The organism is Gordonia ajococcus (genome assembly GCF_012974285.1).
Lineage (GTDB): Bacteria > Actinomycetota > Actinomycetes > Mycobacteriales > Mycobacteriaceae > Gordonia > Gordonia amicalis.
Window position 1 is genome coordinate 3,444,902 of the sequence record NZ_CP052884.1, and the last position, 12,746, is coordinate 3,457,647.

13 protein-coding genes are annotated in these 12,746 nt (G+C 68.3%); 3 read left to right on the top strand and 10 right to left on the bottom strand.

Translation table 11 applies throughout. The features are described 5' to 3' along the window. Positions 1 to 55: 55 nt before the first annotated feature. From GAA2_RS15610 to GAA2_RS15620, 3 genes are all read left to right on the top strand, one after another. Positions 56 to 1,588: a M28 family peptidase gene (locus GAA2_RS15610; RefSeq protein ID WP_081598182.1), complete on the top strand. Its 1,533-nt coding sequence runs from the start codon at positions 56 to 58 to the stop codon at positions 1,586 to 1,588. A gap of 78 nt (positions 1,589 to 1,666) precedes the next feature. Next, complete coding sequence (locus GAA2_RS15615) at positions 1,667 to 2,038, top strand: ArsR/SmtB family transcription factor (protein ID WP_006434881.1); 372 nt, start codon at positions 1,667 to 1,669, stop codon at positions 2,036 to 2,038. Next, a complete protein-coding gene (locus GAA2_RS15620) occupies positions 2,035 to 2,466 on the top strand; it encodes a Fur family transcriptional regulator (RefSeq protein ID WP_006434880.1) in 432 nt (143 codons plus the stop codon). The genes GAA2_RS15615 and GAA2_RS15620 overlap by 4 nt, the downstream gene beginning before the upstream one ends. 90 nt (positions 2,467 to 2,556) lie before the next feature. On the opposite strand, the gene GAA2_RS15625 is transcribed toward GAA2_RS15620, so the two are convergent. The 10 genes from GAA2_RS15625 to GAA2_RS15670 form a co-directional block, all read right to left on the bottom strand. After that, the gene (locus GAA2_RS15625) at positions 2,557 to 2,958 is read right to left on the bottom strand and encodes a hypothetical protein (RefSeq protein WP_096274163.1); all 402 of its coding nucleotides are present in this window, start codon (positions 2,956 to 2,958) and stop codon (positions 2,557 to 2,559) included. Next, on the bottom strand, positions 2,955 to 3,776 hold the full coding sequence (locus GAA2_RS15630) for an isoprenyl transferase (RefSeq protein WP_006434878.1): 822 nt from the start codon (positions 3,774 to 3,776) through the stop codon (positions 2,955 to 2,957). Before GAA2_RS15630 ends, GAA2_RS15625 begins: the two co-directional genes overlap by 4 nt. Next, positions 3,757 to 4,587, bottom strand: a complete 831-nt coding sequence (gene recO, locus GAA2_RS15635; RefSeq protein WP_006434877.1) for a DNA repair protein RecO — start codon at positions 4,585 to 4,587, stop codon at positions 3,757 to 3,759. The genes GAA2_RS15630 and recO overlap by 20 nt, the downstream gene beginning before the upstream one ends. Before the next feature lie 307 nt (positions 4,588 to 4,894). Continuing rightward, complete coding sequence (locus tag GAA2_RS15640) at positions 4,895 to 6,751, bottom strand: pyruvate kinase (protein WP_096274165.1); 1,857 nt, start codon at positions 6,749 to 6,751, stop codon at positions 4,895 to 4,897. 52 nt (positions 6,752 to 6,803) lie between these two features. Continuing rightward, positions 6,804 to 8,222 carry a YhgE/Pip domain-containing protein gene (locus tag GAA2_RS15645; protein WP_006434874.1) on the bottom strand — a complete coding sequence of 473 codons (1,419 nt, stop codon included), beginning with the start codon at positions 8,220 to 8,222 and terminating at the stop codon, positions 6,804 to 6,806. A gap of 73 nt (positions 8,223 to 8,295) precedes the next feature. Further along, positions 8,296 to 9,225, bottom strand: a complete 930-nt coding sequence (gene era, locus GAA2_RS15650) for a GTPase Era (protein ID WP_006434873.1) — start codon at positions 9,223 to 9,225, stop codon at positions 8,296 to 8,298. Beyond that, positions 9,218 to 9,562 (bottom strand): hypothetical protein, encoded by a 345-nt coding sequence (locus tag GAA2_RS15655; RefSeq protein WP_006434872.1) that lies wholly within the window; start codon positions 9,560 to 9,562, stop codon positions 9,218 to 9,220. Before GAA2_RS15655 ends, era begins: the two co-directional genes overlap by 8 nt. Then, positions 9,559 to 10,986, bottom strand: a complete 1,428-nt coding sequence (locus GAA2_RS15660; RefSeq protein ID WP_096274167.1) for a hemolysin family protein — start codon at positions 10,984 to 10,986, stop codon at positions 9,559 to 9,561. Before GAA2_RS15660 ends, GAA2_RS15655 begins: the two co-directional genes overlap by 4 nt. Before the next feature lie 2 nt (positions 10,987 to 10,988). Beyond that, positions 10,989 to 11,570 (bottom strand): rRNA maturation RNase YbeY, encoded by a 582-nt coding sequence (gene ybeY, locus GAA2_RS15665; protein ID WP_006434870.1) that lies wholly within the window; start codon positions 11,568 to 11,570, stop codon positions 10,989 to 10,991. Then, on the bottom strand, positions 11,567 to 12,655 hold the full coding sequence (locus GAA2_RS15670) for a PhoH family protein (protein WP_006434869.1): 1,089 nt from the start codon (positions 12,653 to 12,655) through the stop codon (positions 11,567 to 11,569). The genes ybeY and GAA2_RS15670 overlap by 4 nt, the downstream gene beginning before the upstream one ends. Between the last annotated feature and the right edge of the window lie 91 nt (positions 12,656 to 12,746).

A 12,746-nucleotide genomic window follows, 5' to 3' on the forward strand; every position in this document is an offset into this window, starting at 1 on the left:
GGGCCCTCCGTTCGACTAAACCAGTCGCCCCAGCAGGCCGATCGCGGCCCGGCCGATGCCGTCTCCCCGGAACTGTCACAGTGGCAGGGTGATCACTCGAGCACGACTGTTGCCCGTCGTCGCCGCGACCGCGGCCGCGGTGGCCTTTCTCGCCGGTTGCGGCGGAGACCAACGCGAGGGTCCGGCACGCAGCGTGTCCTCGGCTCCGGTGTCGACGCCGGCGGTCGGCCCGCCGGTCGTCGAGGTCACTCCGGATGGGCTGGCCGACGCGGTCACCCTCGACCGTGTCATGGGCCATGTCCGGGCGTTCCAGCAGACCGCGGACAACCACGGCGGAACCCGGGCGTCGGGCACACCCGGACATGCCGCGTCGGTGGATTACGTCGCCGGGCTCCTGCGTACCGCCGGGTTCGAGGTCACCACACCCGAGTTCGGCTACCAGCGATTCGACGCCGGGCCCGTGGAACTGACGGCCGACGGGGACAAGATCGATGCGCACGTTCTCGAGTACTCGGCAGGCACCGGCGGCAAGTCCGTGACCGGAAAACCGGTGGAGGTCGGCGCACTGGGATGCGCACCCGGCGACTATCCGCCGGCCGTGCGCGACTCCGTCGCGGTGGTCACCCGAGGTCAGTGCACCTTCGCCGACAAGGCGCGCACCGCCGAGACGGCCGGCGCGGTCGGGGTCGTGGTGGTGAACAACGAGCCGAAGCCGATGCTCGGCTCGACCCTCGGACCCGACGACCGGCCGGGGATCCCGGTGGTCGGGATCAGCTCCGACGACGGGCAGCGCGTGCGGTCGTCATCAGAGGTGAGCCTGTCGGTCGATGCCGAGACGACCCCCGTCACCACCCGCAATGTCGTCGCCGAGACGCGCACCGGGGCCACCGACGACGTCGTGATGGCGGGCGCCCACCTCGACAGCGTCGTCGAGGGACCCGGCATGAACGACAACGGGAGCGGCAGCGCGGCAGTTCTCGAGACCGCGTTGCGACTCGGGTCGTCGCCGCGCGTTCCCCACCGGGTGCGTTTCGCCTTCTGGGGTGGCGAGGAGGACGGGCTGGTCGGCTCCACGGAATACGTTCGTGGACTCGACGCCGCCGAGCGACGCGCCATCGCGCTCTACCTGAACTTCGACATGCTCGCCTCACCGAACGGCGGGTACTTCACCTACGACGGCGACGACTCCGAACACCAGGGTGCCGGCGCCGGGCCCGGCGGCTCCGACGGCATCGAACGCGTCTTCGCGAAGTTCTACGCCGATCGCGGAATCCCGTTGGGCCCGAACGACTTCGACGGTCGATCCGACTACGGACCGTTCATCGCGGCCGGCATACCGTCCGGTGGCGTGGCGACCGGCGCCGAGCGGAAGAAGAGCAAGGAACAGGCCGAGATGTGGGGCGGTACGGCCGGCGAGCCCTTCGATCCGAACTATCACAGCCCGCGCGACACCGTGGACAACGTCAACACCGAATCACTGGCCGTCAACGCCGCCGCCGTCGCCCATGCGGTCGCCACTTACGCGCTCGCGACGAACGGCCCCGACGGCGTTCCGGCGGTCGGCGTGCGGCAGCGAGCCGAGGGCTGAGTCCGCCCTCGCTGTTTGAAAACGATTTCCGTTAGAATGGCGGCAGTGCTGTGACGCGAGCAGTCCGGGAGGAGTGACATGTCGACCGAACCGATCGAAGGGTCCGGGCAGTTCGGCGCGTCCGGGCCGGTCGCGGACTCCGACGCCACCGCCCGTGAGGCCGCTGCCGATCTCCTGCGAGCCCTCGCCTCCCCCACCCGCGTCGCGATCGTCCTGTCCCTGCGCGAACGTGTCCAGTGCGTGCACGAACTCGTCGGACACCTCGGTCTGAGCCAACCGCTCGTCAGCCAGCACCTCCGCGTACTCAAGGACGCCGGCGTCGTCCGCGGCCACCGCAACGGCCGCGAGATCACCTACGAACTGCTCGACGACCACGTCGCCCACATCGTCGTCGACGCACTGGTCCACGCGAACGAGACCAACCGCGGCCCGTCGGTGGTGAACGAGTGACCGGCGTCGAGGCCACCGGCCCGCAGCCGGTCACCGGAATCCGCTCCACGCGTCAGCGCGCGGCCATCGCCGACGCGCTGGCCGGCACCGACGACTTCTGCTCGGCCCAGGAACTCCACGAGATCCTCAAGGGCCGGGGCGAATCCATCGGCCTGACCACCGTCTACCGCAACCTGCAAGCACTGAGCCAGGCCGGTCAGATCGATGTTCTGTGGGACGGTTCCGGCGAGACCCGCTATCGCCACTGCTCGTCCGGACATCACCATCACCTGGTGTGCCGCAACTGCGGCACCACGGTCGAGGTACAGGCCGATCCGGTCGAGAAGTGGGCGGCCACGATCGCCGCCGAACACGGCTTCACCGACATCAACCACACGGTCGAGGTCTTCGGCCTCTGCGCCGATTGCCAAGGGTGCCAGGACAACTGACCCAGCGGCCTGCCGTCGAGTCGTGGTTGCCCTCGTGCCCGATCGCCGGGCAAGGGCGCAATGAGATCGCGGAGCGACGAGCGCGACCAGCTACGTGGCCACCAGCCGCTCGGCGGCGTCGACACCCGCTGCCAGCACGATGTGCAGCACCGTCAGCAACGGCAGGTCGTCGAGCCGACCGGCGGGAAATGTGTAGTACTGCAACACATCTGTGGTGACACCGGTCGGATCGGAACGACGCAGACTGCCGAAGCTCAGCTGCGCGCCGAAGGTCTCCACATCGTCACGCAGGGTCGGGGTGTTCGGCAGGTCCATGGCGACCATCTGGGTCACGGCGAGCACGTCGAGGCCGTCCGCGAGCGTAAGCACGCGAAGCGACGCTCGAGTCGGGCCAACCTGCACCACAACGGATTCCGCATCAGGGCGGTCGGTGGGGCCGAGCTCTGCCACGATGACGGCGGCACGCTCGAGCAGCGCGGCGGCATCGGTCACGACGGCTTCACCCCACCGAAGCGCCGGTCACGGGAGGCGTACTCCAGGCAGGCATCCCACAGGTCCCGACGGTCGAAGTCGGGAAAGAGTTTCTCCTGGTAGACCATCTCCGCATACGCCGACTGCCACAGCAGGAAGTTCGAGATGCGCTGTTCACCCGAGGGACGCAGAAACAGGTCGACGTCGGGCATGTCGGGCTCGTCGAGGTAGCGGGCGAAGGTCGACTCGGAGATGCGTTCGGGGTCGATCTCTCCGCGCGCAGCGCGCCGGGCGATCTCGCGGGCGGCGTCGGCGATCTCGGCGCGGCCACCATAGTTGACGCACATCGTCAGCGTCATCACGGTGTTGTCCTTCGTGAGCTCCTCGGCGATCTCGAGTTCACGGATGACGCTGCGCCACAGGCGGGGTCGGCGGCCGGCCCAGCGGACGCGGACACCCATCTCGTGCATCTCGTCGCGCCGGCGACGGATGACGTCGCGGTTGAAGCCCATGAGGAAGCGGACTTCGTCGGGGCTGCGTGACCAGTTCTCGGTCGAGAAGGCGTACGCAGACAGCCAGCCGACGCCCAACTCGATGCAACCGCACACGGTGTCCATCAGGACTGCTTCGCCGCGCTTGTGTCCTTCGGTGCGCGGCAGTCCGCGGTCAGTGGCCCAGCGGCCGTTGCCGTCCATGACCAGAGCGACGTGCCTGGGCACGAATTGGGCGGGGATGGCCGGGGGTCGCGCTCCACTGGGATGGGGATCGGGGGGGCGAACCTCCGTGCGTGGGCTCGTCGGCTTGCGACCCTTCGACGAACTACCCGGCCGCAACGCCATCGTCGACTCTCCTCACCCCGTTGTCCCGCATCCCGCCGACCGCACCTGGTTCGACACCCGTTTCCATCAGCCTATGAGGCGCGGTGCGTTCGATGAGCGGCAGGGTTCGCAGCTGACGTTCGAGATGCCACTGCAGATGCGCGGCCGTGAGGCCGCTGGCCTGGCGGCGCAGCGAGTTCGAGGACTCCTCCACGTGGTCCCACTGACCGCGGAACAGTGCTTCCATGAGATCGAGAACGCCGGGCGACGGCGTGGCCGAGCCCGGCGGACGGCAATGCAGGCACACTGCCCCACCGGCGGCGACATGGAAGGCGCGGTGCGGGCCGGGGGTGGCGCAGCGCGCGCACTCCTCCAACGCTGGCATCCAACCGGCGCTGTACATGGCGCGCAGCAGGTACGCGTCGAGGATCAGTTCCCGCGGCCGGCGGTCGTCGGCCAGCGCCTCCAGCGCACCCACCGTCAGGCGGTGCAACTGGCGGGTGGGGGCGCGCTCCTCGCCGGCGAGCCGTTCTGCGGTCTCGAGGACCGCGCAGGCCGTCGTGTAGCGGCCGTAATCCGCGACGATCGCGTCGGCGAAGGCGTGCAGACTGTGCACCTGCGTCACGACGTCGAGGCTGCGGCCCGGATACAGATGTACGTCGATGTGCGCGAAGGGTTCGAGACGGGCACCGAACTTCGACCGTGTCCGACGCACCCCCTTGGCGACCGCACGCACGAGCCCGTGCTCCGCGGTCAGCAGGGTGATGATGCGGTCGGCCTCGCCCAGCTTGTGCTGACGGAGCACGACGGCCTCATCCCGGTAGAACCTCACCCGCCGATTGTCCCACTGTGTACCGACACCACCGGGTACCGACACTGGCAAGGTCCTTTCGATACGCCCCTCCGCAAGCTCCGGGGCTACTCAAGGAGCAGCAGACAGCCCTCACACGCCCCGGGGCCGCAGCAGACCAGCCCTCACACGCCCCGAGACCGCAGCAGACCAGCCCCCTCACAAGCGCCGAGACCGCAGCAGACCAGCCCCCTCACAAGCGCCGAGACCGCAGCAGACCAGCCCCCTCACACGCCCCAAGACCGCAGTAGACCAGCCCCTCACACACGCCCCGGGACCACCAGTGACGTCAGTCCAAGCCGATGTCGAAAGAGGTCAGGGGTCGCAGCAGCGACCGCTTCTTCTCGACGTGACCGCCCATCCGGTCGAGGATCGAGGTCAGCGCTTCGATGGCCTCGACGATGTAAGGGCCCTTGTTGAGCATGACCCCCTCCGCGCGGCGGCTCATCGCGGCGTCGGTGACCTCCGCGCGCGTCGGCACGCCTGTCTTCGCCAGACCGTCGAGCACCTGCGTCGCCCACACGACCGGGATGTGGGCGGCCTCGCACAGCCAGAGGATCTCCTCCTGGACCTCGGCGAGCCGCCCGAAACCGACCTCGACGGCGAGGTCTCCGCGCGCGATCATCACCCCGACCTCGTCCCACCGCATCGCCTCGAGCAGCATCTGCGGCAGCGATTCGAACGCGGCGCGGGTCTCGATCTTGAGGACGATCCCGACGTTCCGGGCGTCGAGGCGCTCGAGTTCGGCGATGAGGTCGGCGACATCCTCCGGCGACCGGACGAACGAGTAGTTGACCATGTCCGCGTGCGTCGCCACGAACTCGAGAGCCGCGCGGTCATCCGGTGTCAGCGCGGGAATGTGGAGGGTCGTGTCCGGGAGGTTGACGCCCTTCTCCGCACGCAGTTTGGAACCCTTCGGGCCGGCGCGTTCGACGTCGACGACGATCTCGTCGTCGAGCCTCTCACGCACCCGTCCGGCGATCTTCCCGTCGTCGAACAGCACCCGGTGTCCGGGCTCCACGTCGTCGAAGGCGTCTCCGAGTTCACACCCGATCCGATGCGGCCCGACCCTGGTCGCGGGCATGGGCGACAGGTCGCGCCGGAGTCGGATCTCATCGCCGGTGCGGATCAGCAGATGCTGTGGCTTCTCCGGCAGTTCACCGATGACGAGTGTTCCGCCGCCGAACCGTTTGACCCTGATCGACGCGCCCGTCCGGTAGTAGACGGTGCGGTCGCATTCGGCGTCGATCCCGTCCTCGGAGGCCCCGACGACGTCGAGGCGTCGACGCCGGCCCCGCGCATCGCGCAACACGAGCCGGTCACCGTCGGACAGGCTGCCGAGGTCGTCCACCGGGATTACCGCATCGATACCGTCGGGAAGGTCGTGCTCGGCATCGTGGGGGGTTGTGCTCAACCGCACCCGTGACCGCCGTTCGACGGTCCCGTCGTCGGCGCGAACGGGTTTGACCTTCACGACCTTCGGTCCCGGCTCGAGCGGCCCGGTCCGGAGTTTGGGTCCGGCCAGGTCCATAGCCACGCGCACCCGTCCGGGGAGTGCACGCACCGACTCGATCATCCGCGCCCATTCCGCGGGTCCGTCGTGGGCGCAGTTCACCCGCGCCACATCCATGCCGGCCGCGCCCATGCGTCGCACCAGGTCCGGCTCGTCGGCGGCCTGCGTCGGCATCGTGACCATCACCCGACTCGTCCGCTCACCGTGCTCGTCGCCGGACCGATCGGCGGTGACGTCGTCGACCCCGCCGGGGTGCACACTCCCCAGCAGTCGGTCCCGGTTGGCGCTGAGAACCCGCACGCCGTCGGAGAGATCGCCCCAGATCGGTTGTCGCCGTCGGCCTTCGGCGAGTGCGTCAACGGTTTCGATGACCGTCTCGATCCAGGAGTAGACGATCGACTCCATCCGGCCGAGACTCGACAGCCCGTGAGCGGCCATCGACGCCTGCAGCGGTCGCAGGTCACGACGACGGACGGTGACGTAATGCACGAGATTGCGTGCACTCTGCCGATGCTGTACGGCGACCGCGGAGATCAGCGGACCGGCGTGCTTCTCCGCGCGGTCGAGCTCGTCTCGCAGGTCGTGCAGAGCGTCCGACATCTCCTCGATCGACATCTCCACCGGGAACCCCATGCCTCCACCCTGCCAGGTTTCCGCCTCGGGGGGCGCGGCGACAGCGGCCTGCTCATCCAGCGTTCACGATCTTGTCGAGTTTGGGCGGCAGCGTCATGCCCCCCGGGTAGCGGTGCCAACCCTTGCGGTCGTAGTACTTGGTGCCGAGCAGACCCAGCAGGACACCGATGCACAGTCCGATCAGGCACTGGACGACCGACCGCGCGAGCCCCGCCGACAGGTCGGCGTCGAAGTACAGGACCGACCGCACCCCGAGGTAGATGACGTGCATCGGTTCGATCGCGGCGATCCACTCGAAGATCCGCGGACTGGCCTCCAGCGGCAGGGTCCCGCCCGACGACGGCAGGCCGAAGACCACGAAGAACAGGAGGTTGAACAGCAGACCGGCGTTGCCGAAGACGGCCATCATCGCGCTCGCGCTCACGCCGACGGCGAAGATGCCGAGGATCGAGATCACCCACAGCACGAAGGCATTCGGCAGGGACGTGCCCACCCAGGCGCCCACCACGATGAACAGGGTCGAGAGGACCACCGCGACGAGGAACATGATCGTCCACTTGGCGGCGAGGGTCGCCCAGCGGCTGATCGCCAGACGTTCACGGAGTTGGTAGAACGGGCCGTACTCGATGGGCGTCTGACCGAGCATGCCGTCGACGACGATGCTCACCATCATCGCGCCGGTGAAGCCGGCGAGCACCAGGAGAAGCGTGAGGTAGAACGCCGACAGTCCGTTTCCGGCACCCTGGGGCAGCGGCGTGGGCTCCGACACCGAGACCGCGACCGGATCGGCCAGCGCGAGCTGTGCGGCACCGGTGAACGTGACGTCGTTGCGGTCGAGCTGATCTCGGACCTGTGCGGTCAGCTGCGCGCCGACCTCGGCGTTGACCCGCTCGGTCAGTTGCTCGGCGAAGGTCGAGGTGATCGACGACGCGAAAGCGCCCGAGCCGCGGTTGATGAAGATGTCGATCGCCGGACGCGTGGGCTGCGCCGGAAGGACCGTCGAACGTCCCAGCGCGACTGCGCGATTGGTGAAGTTCGAGCCGATGACGACGACGCCGTACACCTTGCCGCTGTTCAGTTCACCGATCGCGGTCGAGCGGTCGGTGCGCCGGACGACGATGCCGCTGTCAGCGGCCGACGAGATGATCCCGTTCGCGACCTCGTTCCCGATGTTCTGCTCGGTGGCCTTTCCGTCCGCGCCGGTCACCTCACCGCCGGAGTCCTCGTTGACGAGGGCGACCGGGAAGTCGTGGAGGTGGCGTTGCGGGTCGACGACGGCCGACATGTAGAGCGCGGCCATGAGGGAGAACAGCACCGCCACGAGGACCAGTGGGGCGAGCCAGAACCGGGGTGACCCGAGTACGCCGGCGATCGTCCGGCCGGTCGGCTGTTCGACCTCGGGTGCCTCATGGGCTCCGCGACCAGTGTCGGCGTCGGAGTCCGAGACCTTGTGCGACTCGTGCGTTCCCATCGACGTACCTCCCCCGCAGGCGCGTGCCCGCCGTCTGAACACCGTCGCGAGGACGGTGCCGGCATTCTCTCCTCTAGAAGCCCAGTCGGCGTAGCTGCTTGGGGTCGCGCTGCCAGTCCTTGGCGACCTTCACGTGCAGATCCAGGTACACCTTGGTCCCCAGCAGCCGCTCGATCTGTGCGCGCGCAACTGTACCGACCTCTTTCAGACGCGCCCCCTTGCGCCCGATGATGATGCCCTTCTGGCTGTCCCGTTCGACGAAGAGCACGGCGTGGACGTCGACCATCGGCGGCTGGTCCGGGCGCCGGTCCTCGCGATCGATGACCTCCTCGATGACCACGGCGAGCGAATGCGGCAGTTCGTCGTGGACGCCTTCGAGGGCGGCCTCGCGGATGAATTCCGCCATCAGGACCTGCTCGGGTTCGTCGGTGAGCTCACCGTCGGGATAGAACGCCGGACCTTCCTCCATCAGACCGACGAGCACGTCGCTGAGGACGTCGAGCTGCTTGCCGGACTTCGCCGACACGGGGACCACCTCGGCGTCCGGGCCGAGGATCTCGGAGAGCGCCACGAGCTGCTTGGCAACCTGCTCGGGACCCACCCGGTCGATCTTGGTGACCACGCCGAGAAGTGTGGTGCGCGGGGCCATCTCGCGGACCTGGGAGATGATCCAGCGGTCACCCGGGCCGATCGCCTCGTCGGCCGGGATGCACACACCGATCACGTCGACCTCGGAGTACGTGTCGCGCACCAGGTCGTTGAGCCGCTGCCCCAGCAGCGTGCGGGGCCGGTGCAGTCCCGGGGTGTCGACGAGGATCAGCTGGGCGTCGGGCCGGTTGACGATTCCGCGGATCGTGTGGCGGGTGGTCTGCGGCCGGTTGGAGGTGATCGCGATCTTCTCCCCCACCAGCGCGTTGGTGAGCGTCGACTTGCCGGTGTTGGGGCGCCCGACGAAACAGACGAAACCGGAGCGGAATTCAGGAGCGGAGCCGGACTCAGACATCGGCGCCACCGAGTCGCTGCTGCGGCCGCCCGGCGGCATCGGTGACGTACGCGTAGGCCTGCGGACTCAGTTCGTGCAGGGTCGCGAGACCGGGATCGTCGGCGTCGCCGTTGACCAGGACGGCCGCCTCGAAGGAGCCGGCCCCGCTCGAGATCGCCGAGGCGACCGCGACCTGCAGACCGCTGAGTGTGAGGGTCTTGGTGCGGACCTCGGCACCCGCGTAGGTCCGACCGTCGCCGTCGCGAACGGCGGCTCCCGATCGCGCTTCGGCACGCGCGAGCGCGCCGCGAGCGAGCACCACGAGCTTCTGATCCTCGTCTGCGAGGGTCTCGGTCACTGATTCATCCTTGCTGTCGTCTGCTCGTGTGTACTGCGATGGGATTCGTCCTCGTGTTCACGCGCCGCGGTGCGGTCATGACGTCCGGAACGGCCGGAGTGCCCACGACCGCCCGAGGATTCGTGCCGCTGCGGGTCCGGTCCGTCGGCGCCCTCCCCGGGTACCCGGGTGACGAGGACGGTGATGATGCGTTGGCGCCCCTTGCGATTGGGACCGCCCTCCGCGACGAGCTGCAGGCCGTGGGACTTGACCCGGGCGCCGGGGAGCGGGACGCGGCCGAGTTCGAGTGCGACGAGTCCACCCACCGTCTCGACCTCTTCCTCCTCGATCTCGACGTCGAACAGCTCACCGAGATCCTCGACCGGAAGACGCGCCGACACCCGGTACGACCCGTCGCCGAGGTCCTCGACCGGTGCGAGTTCGTCGGTGTCGTACTCGTCGGTGATCTCACCGACGATCTCCTCGAGCACGTCCTCGATCGTCACCAGGCCGGCGATGCCACCGTATTCGTCGACGAGGATCGCCATGTGGTTGCGCGTGAGCTGCATGTCGGCGAGGACCTTGTCGAGCGGTTTGGAGTCCGGGATGAACTCGGCGTCGCGCATGATCTCGGAGACGCGCAGCGTGGTGGGGTCGGTGCGTTTGGCGACCGTCCGTTCGACCATGTCCTTGAGGTACACGATCCCGAGCACGTCGTCGGTGTTCTCGCCGATGACCGGGATACGCGAATGTCCCGACCGGGTCGCGAGGTTGGTGGCCTGCAGGACGTTCTTGTCGGCCTCGATCCAGACCATCTCCGGACGTGGCACCATGACCTCGCGCGCGCTGGTGTCGCCGAGGTCGAACACCGAGTGGATCATCCGGCGCTCGCCGGCCGCCACCACTCCGCGGGCCTCGGCGAGGTCGACGACCTCACGCAGCTCGATCTCGGTGGCGAACGGGCCGTTCCGGTAGCCGCGACCCGGGGTCAGCGCGTTACCGATGAGGATGAGCAGCCGCGTCACGGGCTTGAGCAGGATGCCCAGCGCGAACAACAGATACGACATCGACAGTGCGATGGTGTACGCGTGCTGCCGGCCCAGGGTGCGCGGCCCGACGCCCATGGCGACATAGGAGATGACCGTCATCGCGGTGATGGCGACGACGAGTCCCCAACCGACGCCGAGCCATTCGGCCGCGGACAGGGCGATGAGTGCGGCGGCCGCGGTCTCGCAGACCACGCGCAGCAGGACCACGAGTCCCACGTAGGTGGCGCGGGCGTCGAGGATGATCGCGAGGCGTCGTGCACCGCCGCGGCCCTCCCGGACCATGTCGTCGACGCGGGCGTTCGAGACGGTGGACACGGCGGTGTCGACGGCGGCGAACAGTCCGCCGAGCCCGATCAGAACGACTGCGGCCACGATGAACCAATAACCGGAGGACACGCTCAGTCCTCCTCGGACCGTCCGGTCGCCCCCGCGTCCCCGGTTCCCTGTTCGGTCCCGGTGAATCCGATGTTGGACAGCAACCGCGAATCACGATCGGTCTGCCGCTGTTCCTGCGCGCGTCGGTTCCGCTCGGCATAGAACGCGTCGAGGATCTCGTTCTGCAGCCCGAACATCTCGCGCTCTTCCTCGGGTTCGGCGTGGTCGTAGCCGAGGAGATGGAGCACACCGTGGATGGTGAGCATCGCGAGCTCGTGTTCGAAGGACCTGCGCGCCTCGCGGGCCTGCTTCCGTGCGAACTCGGGGCACAGGACGATGTCGCCGAGGATGGCCGGTCCCAGATCGGTGGCGTCGGGTCGGCCGCCCGGGACGAGCTCGTCCATCGGGAAGCTCATCACGTCGGTGGGTCCGGGCAGGTCCATCCACTGCACGTGCATGTCGGCCATGGTGTCCTCGTCGACGCAGAGGACCGACAGGAGCGCGCCGGGGTTGACGTCCATCGCGTTCACGGCGAAACGTGCGGCGTCGATGATCAGCTCGGCCGGGACCTCGACCCCGGACTCGTTGGCCAGTTCGATGCTCATGAGCGACGTCCGTGGGAAGCCGCACGACGCGCCGCGCGGTTGCCGCCGATCGCGGTATCGATGCGTGCACCGGCTCGCTGGGATTCCTCCGCGCGCCCGTAGGCGTCGACGATGTCGGCGACCAGACGATGCCGGACGACGTCCTGGCTGGTGAGACGGGAGAAGTGGATGTCGTCGATGCCCTCGAGGATCGCGGTCGCCGCCATCAGGCCGCTCTTCGCGCCGCCCGGCAGGTCCACCTGGGTGACATCGCCCGTGACGACGACCTTGGAGCCGAAGCCCAGGCGCGTCAGGAACATCTTCATCTGTTCGCTCGTCGTGTTCTGCGCCTCGTCGAGGATGATGAAAGCGTCGTTGAGGGTCCGCCCGCGCATGTAGGCCAGCGGCGCAACCTCGATGACCCCGGCGGCCATCAGCTTCGGGATCGCCTCGGGGTCCATCATGTCGTGCAGCGCGTCGTAGAGCGGGCGCAGGTACGGGTCGATCTTCTCGCTCAACGTGCCCGGCAGGAAGCCGAGACGTTCGCCGGCCTCGACGGCGGGACGAGTGAGGATGATGCGGTTGACCGACTTCGACTGCAGCGCCTGCACGGCCTTGGCCATCGCGAGGTAGGTCTTGCCGGTACCGGCCGGCCCCAGACCGAAGACGATGGTGTGGTTGTCGATCGCGTCGACGTAGTGCTTCTGGTTCAGCGTCTTGGGTCGGATCGTCTTGCCGCGGCGCGACAGGATGTCCAGCGACAGCACCTCGGCGGGCGACTCCTGGCTGCCGTCGGAGAGCATCGACACGCTGTGCCGGACGAGGTCCGGGGTCAGCGGGGTGCCACGTCCGACGAGGTCGGTGAGTTCGGCGATGACACGTTCGGAGGCGGCGACATCGGCGGGCTCGCCGGTCAGCGTCACCTGGTTGCCACGCACGTGGATGTCGGCGGGCAGCAGCTGCTCGAGCGTCCGAAGGTTGACGTCACTGGCGCCGAGCAGCCCGAACACCACTCCGGGAGAGACTTCGACGGTGGATGTGACCCCAGACCGGCGCGGCTGCGTACGGCTGGATTGCGCGCTCGGGTCGGGGTTGTCGTCACTCACGTATGAAATCACTCCTGGTGGTCTGCGGTTGTGGGCTGCGCGTCCGTCACCTCACAGTGAGAATTCACTGAAGGAAACACACAGCTGTGTG